The 17,284-nt window shown below is 73.3% G+C and carries 17 protein-coding genes, 1 pseudogene and 1 riboswitch; of the genes and pseudogenes, 3 read left to right on the forward strand and 15 right to left on the reverse strand.

From position 1 onward, the window contains the following. Nucleotides 1-9 precede the first annotated feature (9 nt). Together ACFCXS_RS20970 and ACFCXS_RS20975 are read left to right on the forward strand one after the other, a co-directional pair. Complete coding sequence (locus ACFCXS_RS20970) at nt 10-441, forward strand: 4-oxalocrotonate tautomerase family protein (RefSeq protein ID WP_376644854.1); 432 nt, start codon at nt 10-12, stop codon at nt 439-441. Continuing rightward, nucleotides 434-1,443 (forward strand): annotated as a pseudogene (locus ACFCXS_RS20975) (zinc-binding dehydrogenase). The gene ACFCXS_RS20970 and the pseudogene ACFCXS_RS20975 overlap by 8 nt, the downstream one beginning before the upstream one ends. On the opposite strand, the gene ACFCXS_RS20980 reads toward ACFCXS_RS20975, so the two are convergent. The 15 genes from ACFCXS_RS20980 to ACFCXS_RS21050 all read right to left on the reverse strand — a co-directional run bounded on the left by ACFCXS_RS20980 (nt 1,438) and on the right by ACFCXS_RS21050 (nt 16,638). Further along, a complete protein-coding gene (locus ACFCXS_RS20980; RefSeq protein ID WP_376644855.1) occupies nt 1,438-1,770 on the reverse strand; it encodes an STAS domain-containing protein in 333 nt (110 codons plus the stop codon). The pseudogene ACFCXS_RS20975 and the gene ACFCXS_RS20980 overlap by 6 nt on opposite strands. Next, the gene (locus ACFCXS_RS20985) at nt 1,767-3,089 is read right to left on the reverse strand and encodes a PP2C family protein-serine/threonine phosphatase (RefSeq protein ID WP_376644856.1); all 1,323 of its coding nucleotides are present in this window, start codon (nt 3,087-3,089) and stop codon (nt 1,767-1,769) included. Before ACFCXS_RS20985 ends, ACFCXS_RS20980 begins: the two co-directional genes overlap by 4 nt. Next, nucleotides 3,089-3,892, reverse strand: coding sequence for an alpha/beta hydrolase (locus tag ACFCXS_RS20990; protein ID WP_362244612.1), 804 nt, complete (start codon nt 3,890-3,892; stop codon nt 3,089-3,091). Before ACFCXS_RS20990 ends, ACFCXS_RS20985 begins: the two co-directional genes overlap by 1 nt. A gap of 73 nt (nt 3,893-3,965) precedes the next feature. Next, entirely contained in the window at nt 3,966-4,622 is a 657-nt protein-coding gene (locus ACFCXS_RS20995; RefSeq protein ID WP_376644857.1) for a maleylpyruvate isomerase N-terminal domain-containing protein, read from the reverse strand. 136 nt (nt 4,623-4,758) lie between these two features. Further along, nucleotides 4,759-5,613, reverse strand: a complete 855-nt coding sequence (locus tag ACFCXS_RS21000) for an energy-coupling factor ABC transporter ATP-binding protein (RefSeq protein WP_376644858.1) — start codon at nt 5,611-5,613, stop codon at nt 4,759-4,761. Then, entirely contained in the window at nt 5,610-6,359 is a 750-nt protein-coding gene (gene cbiQ, locus ACFCXS_RS21005) for a cobalt ECF transporter T component CbiQ (protein ID WP_376644859.1), read from the reverse strand. Before cbiQ ends, ACFCXS_RS21000 begins: the two co-directional genes overlap by 4 nt. Nucleotides 6,360-6,365: 6 nt before the next feature. Continuing rightward, nucleotides 6,366-6,734, reverse strand: coding sequence for an energy-coupling factor ABC transporter substrate-binding protein (locus tag ACFCXS_RS21010; RefSeq protein ID WP_376644860.1), 369 nt, complete (start codon nt 6,732-6,734; stop codon nt 6,366-6,368). Then, nucleotides 6,731-7,435: an energy-coupling factor ABC transporter permease gene (locus tag ACFCXS_RS21015; RefSeq protein ID WP_376644861.1), complete on the reverse strand. Its 705-nt coding sequence runs from the start codon at nt 7,433-7,435 to the stop codon at nt 6,731-6,733. Before ACFCXS_RS21015 ends, ACFCXS_RS21010 begins: the two co-directional genes overlap by 4 nt. 29 nt (nt 7,436-7,464) lie before the next feature. Continuing rightward, a riboswitch (cobalamin riboswitch) is annotated at nt 7,465-7,650 on the reverse strand. 128 nt (nt 7,651-7,778) lie between these two features. Next, nucleotides 7,779-9,233, reverse strand: a complete 1,455-nt coding sequence (locus tag ACFCXS_RS21020; RefSeq protein WP_376644996.1) for a serine/threonine-protein kinase — start codon at nt 9,231-9,233, stop codon at nt 7,779-7,781. Nucleotides 9,234-9,466: 233 nt separating this feature from the next. After that, nucleotides 9,467-10,759 (reverse strand): MDR family MFS transporter, encoded by a 1,293-nt coding sequence (locus ACFCXS_RS21025; RefSeq protein ID WP_376644862.1) that lies wholly within the window; start codon nt 10,757-10,759, stop codon nt 9,467-9,469. Beyond that, the gene (locus ACFCXS_RS21030; protein WP_376644863.1) at nt 10,756-12,564 is read right to left on the reverse strand and encodes an ABC transporter permease subunit; all 1,809 of its coding nucleotides are present in this window, start codon (nt 12,562-12,564) and stop codon (nt 10,756-10,758) included. The genes ACFCXS_RS21025 and ACFCXS_RS21030 overlap by 4 nt, the downstream gene beginning before the upstream one ends. A gap of 86 nt (nt 12,565-12,650) precedes the next feature. Further along, a complete protein-coding gene (locus ACFCXS_RS21035; RefSeq protein ID WP_376644864.1) occupies nt 12,651-14,162 on the reverse strand; it encodes an ABC transporter substrate-binding protein in 1,512 nt (503 codons plus the stop codon). Between the two features lie 23 nt (nt 14,163-14,185). Then, a complete protein-coding gene (locus ACFCXS_RS21040) occupies nt 14,186-14,722 on the reverse strand; it encodes a GNAT family N-acetyltransferase (protein ID WP_376644865.1) in 537 nt (178 codons plus the stop codon). Nucleotides 14,723-14,910: 188 nt separating this feature from the next. Next, nucleotides 14,911-15,708, reverse strand: coding sequence for a VOC family protein (locus tag ACFCXS_RS21045; RefSeq protein WP_376644866.1), 798 nt, complete (start codon nt 15,706-15,708; stop codon nt 14,911-14,913). A 108-nt stretch (nt 15,709-15,816) separates the two neighbouring features. Beyond that, nucleotides 15,817-16,638, reverse strand: coding sequence for an SDR family NAD(P)-dependent oxidoreductase (locus ACFCXS_RS21050; protein WP_376644867.1), 822 nt, complete (start codon nt 16,636-16,638; stop codon nt 15,817-15,819). Nucleotides 16,639-16,764: 126 nt separating this feature from the next. Here ACFCXS_RS21050 and ACFCXS_RS21055 point away from each other — a divergent pair, with 126 nt between their 5' ends. Beyond that, nucleotides 16,765-17,241: a DUF4396 domain-containing protein gene (locus tag ACFCXS_RS21055; RefSeq protein WP_376644868.1), complete on the forward strand. Its 477-nt coding sequence runs from the start codon at nt 16,765-16,767 to the stop codon at nt 17,239-17,241. Nucleotides 17,242-17,284: the final 43 nt, after the last annotated feature.

The raw sequence follows: 17,284 nt of genomic DNA on the forward strand, positions 1-17,284 counted from the left end.
ACATGGCCCATGCCGATGATCCGGCTCACCGCCCCCGCTGGTGCCCTGACCGAGGAGGGCCGCGGCCGCGTCCAGCGCGATCTCGCCGCGACACTGCTGCGCTGGGAGAGTGCACCCGACACGGCGTTCTTCCGCGCCCAGGCGTGGAGCCACCTCGTCGAACTGCCCGAAGGCGCCCGGACGACCGCCGAGGACGACGCCCCGCGCTTCCTGGTGGAGGTCACCGTCCCGCAGCGAGCCCTGTCCGAGCGCCGCAAGGCCGGACTGGTCGAGGAGGCGACCCGGACCGTCCTGTCCGCCGCCGGGCTCACCCCGGACGACGCCCTGCGCGTGTGGGTCCTGGTGCACGAGCAGCCCGACGGCACCTGGGGGGCCGGCGGCGCCGTCGTTCGCCACGCCGACCTCGTGGCTCTCGCGAAGGGACAGCGGACCGGTGCGTGAACTGACCTACGTCGCCCGGCGCACCGTCGAGTGGCGCGAGGTGCCCGACCCGAAGCTGCGGTCCGACGGCGAGGCGATCGTGGCACCCGTCGCCGCCACCCCCTGTGACGTGGACTCCGCCATCCTGGCCGGGCTCGGTTTCATCGAGCCGCCTTTCGCCCTCGGCCACGAGTGCGTCGCCCGGGTCGTCGACACCGGTGACGCCGTCGCCACCGTGGCCCCCGGCGACCTGGTCGTCGTCCCCTGGTCCGTCAACTGCGGCACCTGTGACCGCTGCCGGGCCGGTTTCACCGCGCACTGCACCACGGTCCCGTACATGGCGATGTACGGCGCGCCGATCGGCGGCAGCTGGGGCGGTCTCTTCTCCGACCTGGTCCGGGTGCCCTACGCCGACGCCATGCTGGTGCCTCTCCCCAACGGCCTCGACCCGGTGGCCCTGGCCTCCGCCAGTGACAACTGGTCCCTGGCCTGGCGCCTGGTCGCCCCGCACCTGACGGCCCGCCCCGGAGCGAGGGTCCTGGTCGTCGCCCGCGGCAGCATCGGCCTCTACGTCTGCGACATCGCCCGCGCGCTCGGCGCCTCCGAGGTGCTCTAGGTCGATCCCGACCCGGAACACCGCGCCCTTGCCCATGACTTCGGTGCCACCACGGCCGAAACCCTGGAACACCTGCCGCGGAGCCACGACATCGCCGTCGAGGCGACCGGCCGCGTCGACCAGCTCGCACTGGCCCTCAAGTGCCTGACACCCGAGGGGATCTGCGAGAGCGCGGGCAACCACTTCCGCCCCGGCGAACTGCCCCTGCTCGACATGTACCTCACCGGAGTCACCCTGCGCGTCGCCCGCGACAGCGTGCGGGCCCACATCCCCGACGCCCTCGCACTCGCCGCCTCGGCACGGTCTCACCCGGGAAGGTCGTCTCCCACGTCATCGACCGGGAGGACCTGCCGGCCGCGCTGCCGGACAAGCACCTGAAACCGGTCTTCGTCCGGGCCGGGTCATGACGCGGCGCTGGAGTCCGGGCGCAGTGTGAAAACCTGGTCGAGGCCGACCAGGGTGAGGACGCGCATCAGGTTCGCCGGTACGGCGGCCAGGGCGATGTCGGCGTCGGCGGCCAGGGCGTGCTGGCGGGCGGCGAGCAGGGCGGTGATGCCCGAGGAGTCGCAGAACGCCAGGCCCGACAGGTCGAGGACCAGGCACTGACCCGGCAACAGGGTCAGCCGGTCGATCCGACTGCGCAGGACGGGGGCCTGGTCGAAGTCCAGGTCGCCGGCCACGTGGAGAACGGGTCCGGTGGCGGTGTCGAGCTGTCTGATGGTGAGCGCGTTCATGAGGTGTGACTCGTTGCCGGGGCTGTGACGGAAGGGGCGGCGGGAACGCCGAGGGCGAGCAGGGCGGTGTCGTCGTCGAGACCGTCACCGAAGCCCTCGAGCAGCCCGGTGAGGGCGGCGATCACCTCGTGCGGTGACGCGGGAGCGTGTTCGGTGGCGAAGGCGTGCAGGGCGTCCTCGCCGTACAGGTCGTCGCGGCCGGGGCCGAGGCGGGCCTCGGTGAGGCCGTCGGTGTACAGCACGAGCGTGTCACCGGGTGCCAGGACGGTCTCGGCCGTGCCGATCGGAGCGCCGGGGACGACGCCGATGAGCAGGCCGCCGGGGGTGGGCAGGAACTCCACTCGGCCGGTCGCCCGCAGGACGAGCGCCGGCGGATGGCCGCCGGAGGCGAGGCGCACCACGGTCCGGCCGTGCTCGCCGCCCGGCTCGACCGTCCCGAAGACGCACGTGCAGTACCGCGGGTTGCCGTCGCCGGTGTACCGCTCGTGCAGGAGGGCGTTCAGCGTGCTCAGCGCCGAGGCCGGATCAGGGTCGTGGTGGGCGGCCGCACGCAGGGTGTAGCGGGTCAGCGACGTGAGGGACGCGGCCTCGGGGCCCTTGCCGCACACGTCGCCCAGGAAGAACGCCCACCGGCCGCCGGACACGGGGAACAGGTCGTAGAAGTCGCCGCCCAGCTGGTCCGGGGACGCCGTGTGGTAGTAGACGGCCGTCTCCAGGCCCGGCACGGCCGGCAGCGAGTCCGGCACGAGGGAACGCTGCAGGACGGCCAGGGCGTCGGCCAGCCTGGCCCGGTCGGCCTCGGCCTGACGCCGGGCCTCGTCCGCCTCGGCACGGGCCCGCTCGGCCTCCTGGCGCCGGCGCAGGAGCTCCTTCTCGTAGGCGCGGCGGTCCGAGGCGTCGAAGACGGTGATGCGGGTGAGCAACGGTTCGCCCTCGGTACCGTGCTTGATCACGGCGGAGACCAGAACCGGCAGCGGGCCACCGCTTCGGCGCCGCATGTCCAGGGCGATGCCGCGCAGCTCGCCCTGCATGCGCAGCAGCGGAGCGAAGTGCGTCTCGTGGTACAGCTTCCCGCCGACGGTGAGCAGGTCCGCGAAGCGCTTGCGGCCCGCCACGTCCTCACGGTCCAGGCCGAGCCAGTCCAGCAGCGTGTTGTTGATCTTGGCGATGGTGCCGTCCATCATCGTGGACAGGTAACCGCAGGGCGCGGACTCGTACAGGTCCTCCGAGCTGTCCTCCAGCAGCGCGGAGAAGGCCGCGTCGGTGCTCGCCTCGTCCCCCGTCTCGGCGGGCTCGGGTACGCCGCCGGTACGACACATCACTTCAGGGACTCCAGGAAGTCGAGGATCGCCCCGGTGGTGGCCTGCGGAGCGCTGAGCTGCGGGCAGTGCCCGGTGGCGTCGAGCGTGACCAGGCGGGAGGCGGGGATCGCCGCGTGCACGTAGGCGCCGACCTCGCGGGGCGCGATGGCGTCCTGCTCGCACTCCAGCACGAGGGTCGGCACGGACACGCCCTTCAGGTCCTCGCGGCTGTCGGTGAGGAACGTCGTACGGGCGAAGACCCGGGCGATGTCGGGGTCGGTCGCGCAGAAACTGTTCGTGAGTTCCTGGCCCAGCTCCGGCCGCTCCGGGTTGCCCATGATCACCGGAGCCATCGCGGACGACCAGCCCAGGTAGTTCGCCTCCAGGGAGGCGAGGAGCTCGTCGATGTCCTCCGTGCTGAAGCCGCCGCGGTAGCCCTCGTCGTCGATGTAGCACGGCGAGGGGGTCACCATCACGAGTGCCCCGATCCGCTCGGGGGCCGCCTGCGCCGCCAGCACTCCGACCATGGCACTGACCGAGTGCCCCACGAACACCGCCTGCCGCAGGTCCAGCTCCTCGCAGACGTCCACGACGTCGGCGGCGTAACCCTGGAGCGAGGAGTACCGCTCCTCGCTCCAGGCCGCGAGGTCGGAGCCGCCGGAGCCGACGTAGTCGAACAGCACCACCCGGTAGCGTTCGGCAAGCGCCGGCACCACCAGCCGCCACATGTTCTGGTCGCAGCCGAACCCGTGGGCCAGGAGCAGCACCGGTGCGTCGACCGGGCCGATGACGTTGACGTTGTTCCGGCGGCGGATGTCCATGGCGGCCATGCTCCCACCCCGGATGGAGTGGCTGGACGGCGGCCCTGCGAACAGCGGCTTCGCGATCGAGAAGTCAGCCGAGGTACAGCGGCACCCTGGAGGCCAGGTCACCGAGCTCGGCCTGCTCCGCCCCCGTCGGCGCACGCCGGCCCGTGCCGATCAGCAGTGCGTCCGTATCGGGGAACGCGGCCGGGAACGGGCCCCCCGCGATCCGCTCCAGCATCTCCCGGGACCCGGCGAGCCCTTCCGCGGGCGGCAGCTTCGCGCCCGGCAGGTGAGCGATCAGATCCAGGTGGTGCAGCGTCCACTCCATGACATAGGTGGAGAGGAAGGCGTCCACCGTGAGGATCTCGTCACGGGTGCCGACCCGGCCGGCCGGATCGGCGAGCAGGGCCGCCCGGCCGGCGGCGGAGCCCACGTCGTCCAGATGGAACTTCAGCAGGCCCGGATCCTCGTACGCGGCGGCCAGCCGGACGGTCAGCGCGTCGAGCGGGTCGTCACCGGTCGGCGGGGTGTCCGAGACGTCCCAGTACGTCAGCTCGTCACGGGTCGGCTCCCGGTCGGAGGGGGTGGCGAGGGTGATCAGGACGTCCTGGGCGTCGACGATCAGATGGCACACCAGGTCCCGCACCAGCCAGCCCGTACAGCCGGAGGGCCGCCCGAAGTCCTCGTCGGAGAGATCGGCCACCGCCGCGCGCAACGCCGCCCAGGTGCGGGAGAAGAGATCCACCCCGGCAACGTAGTGCCGTGCGGCGACGCCGGACAAGCTCGTTTCGGCCGGTCGCCTCCGCCGGCAGGGCGCGGACGCGAGCGAGTGTCCGCGCCCCGGTGCCTGCTACCCCTGGCGCCCCGGGACGGCGGGACTCTCACGCGCCGGACGCCCCCAGCCGTCCTCCCACGAGCACGGCGAGCTCGTCCGGTGTGCGCGGGCCCGGCGCCGTTTGCGTCAGCAGCCCCTGGGAGCGCAGAAGTTCCGTCACCGCGGCACCCCACGGCAGACGCAGCCCCGCCTCCCGGAGGAGATCCGTGCGGGCCAGCGCCGTGGCCGCGGGCCCGGTGCGGACACCGGACGGCGTGAGGAGCGCGGCGTCGTCTGCCCAGCGCAGGGCGAGATCGACGTCATGGGTGGCCATCACCACCGTGGTGCCGGCTGCCCGGAGCCCGTCGAGAGCGGTGAGGAGCCGCTCCTGGCCGTCGGGGTCGAGCCCGGCCGTCGGCTCGTCCAGGACGAGGACACGCGGCCGCATGGCGACCGCGCCCGCGATGGCCGTGCGTTTGCGCTGGCCGTAGGAGAGCAGATGGGTCGGCCGGTCGGCCAGGGCGGTGATGTCCAGGGCTGCCAGCGCCTCCGCCACCCGCGCCCGGACCTGCGTGTCGTCCAGGCCGAGGTTCAGCGGGCCGAAGGACACGTCCTGCTCGACGGACGCCGCGAACAACTGGTCGTCCGGGTCCTGCACCACCAGCTGCACGGTGGTCCGCAGCCGGGTCAGCCCCTTGCGGTCGTACGCCACCGGCCGGCCCTCTACCGTGAGCCGCCCCTCGTGCGGCTTCAGCCCGCCGGAGAGCAGCCGCATCAGTGTGGTCTTGCCGCTGCCGTTGCGGCCGAGCAGCGCCAGCGCGCGGCCCTCGCGGATCTCGAAGTCGAGGCCGCTGAGCACGACCGGGCCGTCCTCGTAGGCGAAGGACGCGCCCCGCAGGGCGACGAGGGCGGGCTCGCTCATGTCAGCGGCCTTTCCAGTACGAGGGTGAGGGCGGCCAGCGCGGCGAGGAGCGCGCAACTGGCCGCCGTGAAACGGGCGGAGATCCGGGCCTCGGGCACCAGGACGCGCAGGGTGCCGTCGTAGCCGCGCCCGGCGAGTCCGGCCTGGAGGCGGGTCGCCCGGTCGAAGGCCCGGACGAACGCGGTGGCGCCGAGCCCGGCCAGGGACCGCCACTCCGCGGCCCTGCCGGTGTGCCCGAGCCGGGCCGCCTGGGCCTCCCGGACGCGCCGCACGGAGTCCAGCAGCAGGAAGCTCATCCGGTACGTCACGAGCGCGACGTCTACGACCGCCGCGGGAACCCCGGCCCGGACCAGCCGGGGCAGCAGGTCGGACATGGGCGTCGTGAAGGCGAACAGCAGCACCCCGAGGGAGGCCGCCGAGGTCCGCAGCAGCAACTCCCCGGCCCGCACCGGCCCGTCGGCGGCGAGCGAGACGAACCCCCCTGGCCCGCCCACCTGGACGAGCAGCGTGAACGCGCCGGTCACACAGAAGCCCAGCGGCACCCGGTACGCCCGCCACAACCGCCGCCCGGGCACACCGGCCGGACCCAGCAGCACGACCAGGGCCGTCAGGAGGACCAGGGCCGCGCCCGGCCAGGGCGGCAGGGAGATCGCGAGCACGGTGAGGCCGAGCCCGAGCACGGCCTTGTCCACGGGATGGCGGCGGCGCCAGCGACTGCTGTGCGCCGCCGCGTCGATCGGCAGCACCCGGGCTCAGTCCCGTTCCGCGGCGGACTTCCCGGCGGCGCCGGGAAGCGCGCTGCCGGACTCCCGCTCCAGCGCCCGCTGCTCGCCCTGCCTGCGGCCCCGGCGCAGACCGAAGTAGTAGGCGAGGACACCGGCGCCGAGAGCCGCCTGGAGAGCGAACAGGGCCGACTCGATCTCACCGGACGGCGGTTCGTACAGCGGCGAGAACCACGGCTCGTAGTCCGGCTTCAGCTCCGTGATCGCCGTCTCGGCCTCGGCGTCGGCGCCCGTGAACGGCTCCTTCTTGTGGTCACCCAGACCGAGCGCCAACGGCAGCACGGCGAGCGCGGCCACGAGGAGCAGCAGCACGAGGTTGATCTTCGTGTTCCGCTTCATCGGGCCGCCACCTCGGTCTCCGTCCCGGTCGCCTGCTTCTTGGCGAGGAGCACGCCCAGACGGGTCAGTTCGCCCTTGCTGGACTGCACCAGCAGCCGCATCACGAGCACGGTCAGCAGTCCCTCGCTCACCGCGAGCGGAATCTGCGTGACGGCGAAGATGGAACCGAACTTGCCCAGCGCGCCCAGGAATCCGCTGCCCGGGTCGGGGAACGCGAGCGCCAGCTGCACGCTGGTGACGCAGTAGGTGGACAGGTCGGCGACGAACGCGCCGCAGAACACCGCCACCATCAGCGGCGCGCCGCAGCGCCGCAGCAGTGTGTAGACGGCGTATCCGGCCCAGGGACCGACGATCGCCATGGAGAAGACGTTGGCGCCGAGCGTGGTCAGGCCGCCGTGCGCCAGCAGCAGCGCCTGGAACAGCAGGGTGATGGTGCCCAGCACCGCCATGATGGGCGGCCGGAACAGGACGGCTCCCAGGCCCGTGCCGGTGGGGTGCGAGCAACTGCCCGTGACGGACGGGAGCTTGAGGGCGGACAGGACGAACGTGAAGGCGCCGGACGCACCGAGGAGCAGGGTGCTCTCGGGGTGCTCGCGCACTTCACGGGTGAGCGACCGGACTCCGTGGACGACGAACGGCGCCGACGCGACGCCCCAGGCGACCGCGTGCGCCGGAGGAAGGAAACCCTCGGCTATGTGCATGGCTCAGCAGACCCTCTCCAGCACCTCGTGGATGGTTGACGCGCCTTGGCCGGTCTCCTGGCTGACGGGTACCACCGCCCGGTCTCCGCCTTCCCGGGTCGCAAGGACCCAGTGGCTGCCCATGAGGGCCGGAGCCGGACTTCCCGATTCACAGTGGCGAGGGCCGCACCGGCATCACACCGGATTTCCCGTTCACCAAGGCCTGGTGACAATAAGGCCGGGGTAAGGGCGATGACAAGCCACCCAAGGGGCGCGCGAGGGGGCGCCCGTTCGCACACCGGCGCATCCCCCGGCCGGTCCACGCGCTGCGCGCAAGGCCCCGCCGCGCGACGTCCGGACCTTGTCAGTCGTCGCCCGCGTCGTCCCCGCCGTCGTCGCTCTCCCCGTCCTGCCCGGCCTGGCGCGGCTTCTGCGGCTTCGGCTGCTCGGGGCCGCCGTGGACCGCTTCCTGCGTCGGAGTCGCGACGTCCGGCGCGGACGCGGGAGGGGTCGGGGAAGGGGGCGGCGTGGACGGAGTGACATCGGCCACGGTGCCGGTCGCGGGCGTGTCGGCAGGCCCCGGGCCGGCCGCCGGGTCGGCCTGTGAGCCGGCGGAGCCGGAGGAGCCGGACGTGGCGGGGTCGGTGGACGGCGTGGCGGCCGGGCTGCTCGCACTCGGGGACGCGTCGGGTTCCGTCCCCTCCGCGGTCGTGCCGGGTGAGAACCAGCGCATGCCGATGAGCATCGCGGCGACGAACAGTGCCGCGGCGGCGGCCGTCGCGGCCAGCTTCGACCGGTTGCCCCGGCCCCCGCGACCGCGCGAGCGGCCCGAACGCCCCGCCTGGGCCGCCCGGGCAGCGGTGCGATGACCCTTGGTGGCGGGCAGCGCGTACGTGGTCGGGCTGCCGGTCTCGGCGGTCGCGTACGGTCCCGGCCCGGCGGGCATCGCTGCGGACGCGGTGTTCGCCCGCAGTGGCGGGGAGACCTCCGGCAGCGGCTCGGGCAGGCCCCGCCAGGCGCCCTGGGCGAACCACTCGGCGGCCTGCTGTGCGGTGGGGCGGTCCTCGGGCTGCTTGGCCAGCAGACCCAGGAGGTAGTTCTCGAACGCCGGTGGAAGTCCGGCGACACCGAGCTCGCGCGGCGGCACGGGAACCGAGTCGAGGTGCTGGTGGAGCAGGGCGACGGCGGTGTCGGCCTCGAACGGGGGACGTCCGCTGAGGAGCTGGTAGAGCACGCAGCCCAGGGAGTACATGTCGGACGCGGGCCCCGCGGGTTTGCCCAGCGCCCGCTCGGGCGCGAGGTAGAGGCCGGTGCCGATGATCTGGCCGGTGGCGGTGAGCGCGGCGCCGGGGTCGTCGAGGAACCGCGCGATGCCGAAGTCGCCGATCTTCAGCGTGCCGCCCGCGTCCAGCAGCAGGTTGGCGGGCTTGACGTCCCGGTGCACGATGCCCTGCGCGTGCGCGGCGGCGAGCCCCGCGGACGCCTGCGCCGCGAGCACGGCCACCCGCTCGGCGGGCAGCGAGCCGGAGCCGGTCAGCACCCCGGCGAGACTGTCGCCCTCGACCAGCTCCATCACCAGGTACAGCCGGTTGTCGTACTCGCCGAAGTCCAGCACACCGACCACGTTGGGGTGGTTGAGACGTCCGGCGGTCTGAGCCTCCAGACGGAACCGGGAGGCCGCCGTGGCGTCGGTGTCCTGGGGGAGCAGCAGCTTGAGGGCCACCGCCCTGGCGAGCGTCTCGTCGTACGCGCGCCAGACCTCTCCCATTCCACCGCGCCCGATCTCCACATCCAGCCGGTAGCGGCCCGCTAGCAGCACTCGTCCTCGTCTCACGCATAGGGGGAAGGTCGTCGCCGCAGGCCGAACTCCCCGCTCGTGCACGGGGATTGGTCGGGGGTGCCGCAGCCGACCCAGGATACTGGCGCGGCATGACCGCCGATCTCCGCCGCGGGTGTCCTCGGAGCGTCCTGGCGCGCAAATCCCGGAGCGAGGGTGTCGCCCGCCGGGGTGACAGCCCCGGCGCCCGGTTGCCCCGGGAGGCCGGCAGGGTGTCAGGCCGGCGCGCCCCGCCCCTTCTCGCGGTGCGGCAACAGGGCCACCGCCAGAGCCGGTACGGCCGCCAGGACCAGCCACGGAACGGCGGCCGGCAGTCCCAGGTCGAGCAGGAAGCCGGTGGCCGCGCTGCCGGCCAGGACGATCAGACCCGACACGGACGACAGCGCGCCCATGTAGAGCCCGAGCCGGTCCTCCTCGGCGAGGTCGGGCACCCAGGCACGGGCGGCGGGCACCACCAGCATCTGCCCCACGGTGAGCAAGATCACGAAGCCCGCCGCAGGGAGCAGCCCGGCCGTGCCCGTCCAGCCGGCCGGACGGGCCGCGGCCACCACCGCGAAACCGGACGCGATCAGCACCAGTCCCGCCGTCATGGAGCGGCGCAGGTCCAGCCGGTCGCCCGCCCAGCGGGTCACCGGCAGCTGGGTGAACACCACCAGCACGGAGGACAGCGCGAAGAGCCAGGACAACGGCGCCTGGGAGCCCGCCGCGCGCTGCACCTCGTCCGGCAGGGCCAGATACAGCTGGTTGTAGGCGAGCAGATAGGTGCCGTAGGCGCAGCACAGGGCGAGGAAGCGGCGATTGCGCAGCAGGGCCCCGACCCCGCCCCCCTCCCGGACACGGACCCGGCCGGGGATGTGCTGCGGCATCAGCCACAGATGCCCGGCGAGGACGAGCACGAAGACTCCGGCACCGGCCAGACAGGCGGTGCGGAAGTCGACGGTGAGCAGCAGCGCGCCGAGCAACGGCCCCACGAACGCCCCCGCCTGGCCCGCCACGCTGAACAGGGCGAGGACCCGGGTGCGCGGGCCGTGCCCGTCCTCCTCCCACACGACCGCCTGACGGGCCACCTCGGACTCCACGGCGGGGGAGAAGAGCGCCGCGGCGAAACCGATCACCAGCACCGCACCGATCACGGCCCCGCCCGTCTGCGCGAAGCCGAGCCACGCGAACCCCGCGATCCGCAGAGCGCAGCCGGCCAGCACCACCGGCCGCACCCCGAACCGGTCGACGAGCCAGCCGCCGACCACGAACAGCCCCTGCTGGCTGAAGGTTCGCAGCCCGAGCACGAACCCGACCAGCCACCCCGCCATGCCGATCGCGGTGCCCAGGTGCTCGGCGAGGAACGGCAGGACGGCGTAGAAGCCGATGTTGAAGGCGAGCTGTGTGAGGATCAGCAGCCGCAGCAGCGGTGACAGTCGCCTGATCAGCCGCCAGGTGCTGTCGCGGCCTTCGGCGCGGGTCGTACGGGCGGCCTTGCGGGTCGGCACCCTGGAAACGGGGTTTGTCATCGTTCGTCTGTCTGTGAGGCGGACACGGGAGTCAGGAGGTCGTCGGGGCGCTCCGGGCGCCGTCGCGGGGCCGGCCCGCCCCGGTCCACGGGCGGCACGGCCGGACCCGCGGGCCGTGTGCGCCGCCGGGGCAGCCGTACACCGCCCGCGGCCGTCACCGCGAGTGCCCCGAGCAGGGCGAGCACGGCGGCCGGGAAGAGCACGGCCCACGGGGCCCGTTCGGCGTAGGGCTGGTTCTCGGCGAGCAGCAGGCCCCACTCGGGCGAGGGCGGCTGGGCGCCCAGGCCGAGGAAGCCGAGCGCGGCGAGGCTCAGCGCGACGCCCGGAAGCCGGAGCAGGGCGTGCCGGACGACCGGGGGCACGACGGCGGGCAGCAGTTCGTGCCGGAGCAGGTACCAGCGGCCGGCGCCCAGCGCCCGGGTGGCGACCAGATGGGTCGTCGCACGCTCCTGCAGCAGCAGGGAGGAGGTGTGCGCGGCGAGCGGGGACCAGGCCACGACGGCCACGGCGAGCGCGGGTGTCCAGGGGCCGCTCCCGGCGATGCCGGTGACGAGCAGCCCGGCCAGTACGGGCGGTACGGCACTGAGGGTGTCGGCCAGCGGCCCGGACAGCCTGGGCAGCAGCCCCAGCAGCAGCCCGGCGAGGAGGGCGGCGGCGCTCACCGCGAGGGCGGTGCCGAGGGTGGTCACCGCCCCGTGGGAGATCCGGGCGAGGACGTCCCGGCCGAGCGCGTCCGTGCCGAAGGGGTGCTCCGCGGAGGGGGCTTGCAGCCGGGCGAGTGTGTCCAGGGCGAGCGGGTCGCGGGGGAGGCCGGCCACGATCACGGCGGCCAGCAGTCCGCCGTAGAGCAGCGGGAGCGCCCGGGGCGCGGGGGGCCGGGGCCGGTGCAGGGACTGCAGGGCGCCGTCGCGCAGCGCCGGTCCGATCAGCAGCCGGGCGGCGATCCGGGCGAGGAGCCCCGCCGCCGCCGCGAGCAGGACGAGGGCGAGGGTGCCGGTCTGCAGGACGGGCAGGTCCTGGGCGAGTGCGGCGTGCAGGGTGAGCCGGCCGAGGCCCGCGATGTCGAAGATCTGCTCGACGGCGACCGATCCGCCGGTCAGCCCCACCACGAACAGCCCCAGGTTGGGCAGCAGTCCGGGCACGCAGCGGCGCACCGCCTGCCGGGCCAGCGACCTCGGCGGGATGCCGCGTGCCGCGGCCGCCATCGCCCAGGGTTCCGCGAACGCGCCGGGCAGCAGGTCGTCGAGCATCCGGCCGAGGACCGCCCCGGCGGGCAGGCCGAGGGCGAGCGAGGGCAGCACCATCCACTGCGGCCCGTACCAGCCCAGCGCGGGGAGCCAGCCCAGCTGCACGGCGATCACGGAGGCCAGCACCGAGGCGACGAGGAACTCGGGCAGCGAGGCCAGCACGGCGGTCGCCGTTCCGCCGGGCCGACGCGCACCGAGACGGCCTCGCGCGCCGAGCCGGAGGGTGGGGGCGCAGACGGCCGCGGTCGTGCCCGCGGCGACCACCAGGGCCCCGCACATCAGCAGCAGTGACACGCCGAGTGCCTGCACGGCACCCGGCAGCACCGGGGCGCCGGACACCCAGGACGAGCCCGCGTCCGCGTGCAGCAGGCCGCCCAGCCAGTGGGTGAGCAGGGCCCATGGTCCGTCGTCCAGGCCGAGTTCGGCGCGGATCGCGTGCAGGGTCTCCGGTGTCGGATCGCGGTCCGCGGAGCGGGCCTTGAGGACGGTCAGCGCCGGGTCGGTGCGCGACAGCCACGGCAGGAGGCCGATCGCACCCACCAGGGCGGCGGTGAGCACGACCCGCCACGCAAGCGTCGGGCCACCGCCCCGCGCGAGGACGCGCAGGGTGGTGAGGACTCCGGCCGGGAAGGAGGTCTTGGTGTTCAGGGCCGCGTCCCGATTCCGACGAACTCCCGCTCGTAGGGGTCGAGTCGAGCGCCCCGCACGGACGCCCGGACCCCTGTGACGGCCTTCAGGTGCACCAGCGGGATCACCGCGTCGGTACCCAGGATCGCGGCCTCCGCCTTCATGGCGGCGTCCTGCCGCTTCGCGGGATCGGACTCGCCCCGGGCGGTCGCGACGAGCCGGTCGACGTCCCGGTCGCACAGGAACGCCAGGTTGTAGGAACCGTCGCAGGTGAAGTCGCTGTCGAGCACGGTCACCGGATCGCCGGTGTCCGTCATCATGTTGCGGGCGACGACGGCGGCGTCGAACTTGCCGTCCAGCAGATCCCCTTCGAGGCGCGCGTACGTCCGCACCTCCAGCTTCACCTCGAATCCGGCCTTCTCCAGCTGCTGTTGCAGTACCTGCGCGGTCTCCGGCAGTTCGGGCCGGTCGTTGTAACCGGCGATGGTGATGCTCTTGCCGTCGGGGTCGGTCGCCGCGGCCCGCCCGGACGGCTTCAGGCGCTTGCCGGCGGCCCACGACAGGGCAGGGCCGTAGATGCCCTGCGCGGGTTCGGCCGACCCCTCGTAGACACCCTTGGCGACGGTCGCACCGTCGATGGCCGCACGCGCGGCGGCCCGCAGTCCGGCGTTCGTGAAGGCGCCGGACCCGGTGTTGAGGTACAGGCTGGTGTTGCGGGCCGTGTCCGATTCGTGGACCGTGTCCTTGTCCAGGGAGGCGGCCTGGGCGACCGGGACCGCCTCGGCGATGTCGACGTCCCCGGTGCGCAGGGCGTTGGCGCGGGCCGTACCGTCGGAGACGTACCTGACGTCGACGCCCGAGGCCTGGGCCCGGCCGCCCCAGTAGCCGTCGAAACGGTCCAGCGCGGCCGACCGGTCGCCGGTGACCTCGGTGAGTTCGAAGGGGCCGGTGGCTGTCCCGACCGCGTTCACCGTGCCCTTCCTCCCGTACGCCTTCGGGGAGAACACCGCGAGGCTGGGGTTCGTCAGCCGCAGCGGCAGCACCGGGTCGGCTTCGCCGGTGGAGACCCGCACCCGGTTCCCGCCGGCGGCCTCGGCGGTCAGCTTCACGCCGGATATCGCGGTGGGTGCCGGCTTCGCCGCGGCGGCGTGGGTGAGGGCGGAGGCGACGGCCTCGGGGGTGACGTCCTCGCCGTCCTGGAACTTCGCGTCCCGGAGGGTGAACAGCCAGCTCTCGCCTCCCTTCTCACTGCTCCAGGACTCGGCGAGCGCGGGCACCGCCGTGCCGTTGGCGTCCAGGCGGGTCAGCCCCTCGGCGACCCCCAGCCGGGACAGGTTGTAGGAGTCGTACCCGTACGGCGAGTAGTTCTGCGTCGGCGGGAAGGCCAGGGCCACGCGCAGCCGCCCGCCGTCCCCGGAGCCGGAGGAGTCCGAGGTCTCGGCGGAGCCGTCACCGGCGGAGGCGAAACAGCCGGAGAGCAGCGGCAGGAGCAGCAGACCGGCTGTGAGCCGGTGGCGAGGGATTCTCATGATGTATATGAATACCATTTTCGTTAAGCGAGCGGTATCTCGAAGTGCACGACACCGCTGCCCCCGCCCGGCATCTCCTCGCGCTCGTCGCACAGCTCCTTGCCCAGCGCCTTCCACAGGCCCATCGCGCCGGGGGAGTGCGGATAGGTGTGCAGGTAGGCGGACCGGTAACCGCCGTCGGCCCGGGCGAACTCCAGGAGGCCGTCCACCAGTTGCCGCGCGAGCCCGCGCCGCCGGTGTTCGGGGCGCACGTACACCCGCCGCAGCTGTGCCGTCTCGCCCGAGGGGAACCGCTCGGCCAGCCAGAGTGGGTTCGGCGGGTGGGCCGGCCCGCGTGCGTCCAGCGCCGCCGTGGCCGCCACCGTCCCGTCGTGCTCGTCCACGGCGACCAGGAGGGTGTGCCGGGGCGGCGTGACGTAGAACGGCACCGGATCGATGATGTCGGCGTGCCAGCGCGGCACGTAGCCCGTGCCGAAGTCGCGGTACACGGCATCGAGCATCACCGCCCGGGCCCCGTCGATGTCGGCCGTCGCGGCTTCCCTGATGCTGTAGTCACGCATTTGCACATCATATGCAAGAAGGCTTGGGCGGTGGCACAGCTGGTGGTGACCTGCACACCGGCTGCTGATAGCCGGTCCGGGTGGTGGGTGATAGGCGGTCCGGGTGGTGCCGGTGGTCCGGGTGTCAGGGGCATCCGCGGCGAGCGCCCGGCCCGCGGGGACCCGGGCCGGGCGCTCGCGACCCGGGTTCAGCCCTCGGACGGGGCGAGCACCACGAAGTCCGCGTTCGCCGGGTCGAGGCAGACGGCGAGCCGGCCCACGCCCTCCATGTCCGCCGGCCCCATCTGCACGCTGCCGCCGTTCGCGGTGACCTGGGCGACCGCGGCATCGCAGTCCTCGACGGCGAAGACCGGGTGCCAGTACGGCCGCCCGCCCGTCAGCGCCAGGTCCCCCTTGCCGAGCTGCATGAGACCGCCGTGCATCCGGTCCTCGGAGAGCCCCGAGGGGGTGATCAGCGTGTACGTGCCCCCGCCGCCCGGCAGCGGCATGTCACTGAACTGCCAGTCGAAGAGCGAGCCGTAGAACTCCCGCGCGGCCCCGGCGTCGGTCGTGTACAACTCGGTCCACGACAGCGAGCCCGGCTGGTCCACCAGCTCCATGCCCTTGTTCGTGCCCGGCTCCCAGACGGCGAACTGGCCGCCCAGCGGGTCGCTGTACTGCGCCATCCGGCCCCAGTCGTCGAGGCCCATCGGCGCGACCCGCACGGTGCCGCCCGCCTGCTGCACGGCCTCCGTCGTGGCGTCCGCGTCGGTGACGCTGTAGTACAGCATCCAGGCCGGACGCGCGCCCTCCTCGGTGAGCTTGCCGAGCCCGGCGACGATCTTGCCGTCCTTCTTGAACATCCCGCCCTCGAAGTCCTCGCTCTCGCCCATGGGCTCGTAGTCCCACCCGAGGACGGCGCCGTAGAAGCCGGCGGCGCCCCGGACGTCCGGAGCGCCCAGGTCGAGCCAGCAGGGAGAACCGGGGACGTACTCCGTCGTGATCATGGCGATGTTTCCCTTCCGCGGGTCGTGTGTGCCCAGCGTGACACCGGGGGCCGGGCATCGCCCGTCGGCCGGTGTCCGTTCGGGGGACCCGGGGCGCGGAAGGAGGGCTCAGTGGACGGACAGCCCGCCGTCGACGAAGACCGACTGCCCGGTGACGTACGCGGACGCCGCGCTCGCCAGGAAGACCGCTGCGCCCGCGAAGTCCTCGGCGAGCCCGTTCCGCCCGATCATCGTGCGGGCGGCGAGGGCGGTCACCTTCTCCGGGTCCGACGACAGCCGTGCGTTCAGCGGTGTCATCACGAAACCCGGCACGAGCAGATTGCAGGTGACCCCGCGCGGCGACCATGCCTCGGCCTGGGAGCGCGCCAGCGCCTCCAGCCCTCCCTTGGAGGCGCCGTAGGCGCCGCTGTGGACGAACGCGCGGTGCGCCTGCTGTGAGCTGATGTGGATGATCCGCCCGTATCCCCGCTCCGCCATTCCGGGGCCGAAGCGCTGCCCCAGCAGGAACGGTGCCTCCAGGTTGACGGCCATCGTGGCGTCCCAGACGTCCTCGCCGAGTTCGTCCATCGGCGGCCGCAGGTTGATCCCGGCGCTGTTGACGAGGATGTCGGGCTCGCCGAACGCCTCGACCGCCCGCTCGGCGGCCGTCCGCACACCCTCGCGGGTGCTCAGGTCCGCTCCGACCCACGCGACACGGCAGCCGAGGGCCGTCAACTCCTCGGCGGTCGCGGCCAGCCGGGCCTCTCCACGGGCCACGATCACCACGCTCGCCCCGGCGCGGGCGAGGGCGTCGGTGATGCCGCGGCCGATGCCGGAACTGCCGCCGGTGACGACCGCGACCCGGCCCTCCAGCGAGAACAGTTCGGAGAGGTAGGCCTGGGCCGCCCGGGACGGCTCCGTGGGAGTGCGAGGGGTGGGGTGTGTCGTCATGGCGACCACTCTAAGTCGATCATCGGACCGTCCCTCGGGCGGTGCTTCACCGCCCGGCCCTTCCCTCGCCGCGAGACCGGGCCGACCTCTCGCTTCTATACCCCTGGGGGGTATATAGTCCTGGTCATGGACCACACCGCTCACGAACCCGAGGAGCAGCCGCACGGGACCGCGTCCTGGGGGACGGCCGTGAAGGCGACACTGCACTGTCTGACCGGGTGTGCCCTCGGCGAGATCCTCGGCATGGTCATCGGTACGGCGCTGGGGTGGGGCAACGTGCCCACCATGGTGGCGGCGATCGGACTCGCGTTCGTCTTCGGCTACTCGTTCACCCTTTTCGCGGTCCTGCGGGCCGGCCTCGACCTCAAAGCCGCGATCCGGGTCGCCCTCGCCGCGGACACGGTCTCCATCGTGGTCATGGAGCTCGTGGACAACGCGATCATCGCGCTCACACCGGGCGCGATGGACGCCCACGTGTCGGAGGGCCTCTTCTGGTCCGCGCTCCTCGGCGGTTTCGCCGTCGCCTTCCTGATCACCACCCCGGTCAACCGGTGGATGATCGGCCGCGGCCGGGGGCACGCCGTGGTCCACGCCCACCACTGACGCGACGTCACCAAGCGCCCGCACCGTGGGAACCGGCCGGAGC

The sequence above is a fragment of the Streptomyces sp. NPDC056373 genome, from assembly GCF_042262425.1.
Lineage (GTDB): Bacteria > Actinomycetota > Actinomycetes > Streptomycetales > Streptomycetaceae > Streptomyces.

Excerpts from the sequence above, each read along its gene's own strand:
- ACFCXS_RS20990 (WP_362244612.1), bottom strand. The coding sequence starts at position 3,892 with ATGGACATCCGCCGCCGGAACAACGTCAACGTCATCGGCCCGGTCGAC.
- ACFCXS_RS21050 (WP_376644867.1), bottom strand. The coding sequence starts at position 16,638 with ATGACGACACACCCCACCCCTCGCACTCCCACGGAGCCGTCCCGGGCG.
- ACFCXS_RS20980 (WP_376644855.1), bottom strand. The coding sequence starts at position 1,770 with ATGAACGCGCTCACCATCAGACAGCTCGACACCGCCACCGGACCCGTT.
- ACFCXS_RS20985 (WP_376644856.1), bottom strand. The coding sequence starts at position 3,089 with ATGTGTCGTACCGGCGGCGTACCCGAGCCCGCCGAGACGGGGGACGAG.
- ACFCXS_RS21055 (WP_376644868.1), top strand. The coding sequence starts at position 16,765 with ATGGACCACACCGCTCACGAACCCGAGGAGCAGCCGCACGGGACCGCG.
- ACFCXS_RS21035 (WP_376644864.1), bottom strand. The coding sequence starts at position 14,162 with ATGAGAATCCCTCGCCACCGGCTCACAGCCGGTCTGCTGCTCCTGCCG.
- ACFCXS_RS21045 (WP_376644866.1), bottom strand. The coding sequence starts at position 15,708 with ATGATCACGACGGAGTACGTCCCCGGTTCTCCCTGCTGGCTCGACCTG.
- ACFCXS_RS21010 (WP_376644860.1), bottom strand. The coding sequence starts at position 6,734 with ATGAAGCGGAACACGAAGATCAACCTCGTGCTGCTGCTCCTCGTGGCC.
- ACFCXS_RS21015 (WP_376644861.1), bottom strand. The coding sequence starts at position 7,435 with ATGCACATAGCCGAGGGTTTCCTTCCTCCGGCGCACGCGGTCGCCTGG.
- ACFCXS_RS21025 (WP_376644862.1), bottom strand. The coding sequence starts at position 10,759 with ATGACAAACCCCGTTTCCAGGGTGCCGACCCGCAAGGCCGCCCGTACG.
- ACFCXS_RS21040 (WP_376644865.1), bottom strand. The coding sequence starts at position 14,722 with ATGCGTGACTACAGCATCAGGGAAGCCGCGACGGCCGACATCGACGGG.
- ACFCXS_RS20970 (WP_376644854.1), top strand. The coding sequence starts at position 10 with ATGCCGATGATCCGGCTCACCGCCCCCGCTGGTGCCCTGACCGAGGAG.
- ACFCXS_RS21000 (WP_376644858.1), bottom strand. The coding sequence starts at position 5,613 with ATGAGCGAGCCCGCCCTCGTCGCCCTGCGGGGCGCGTCCTTCGCCTAC.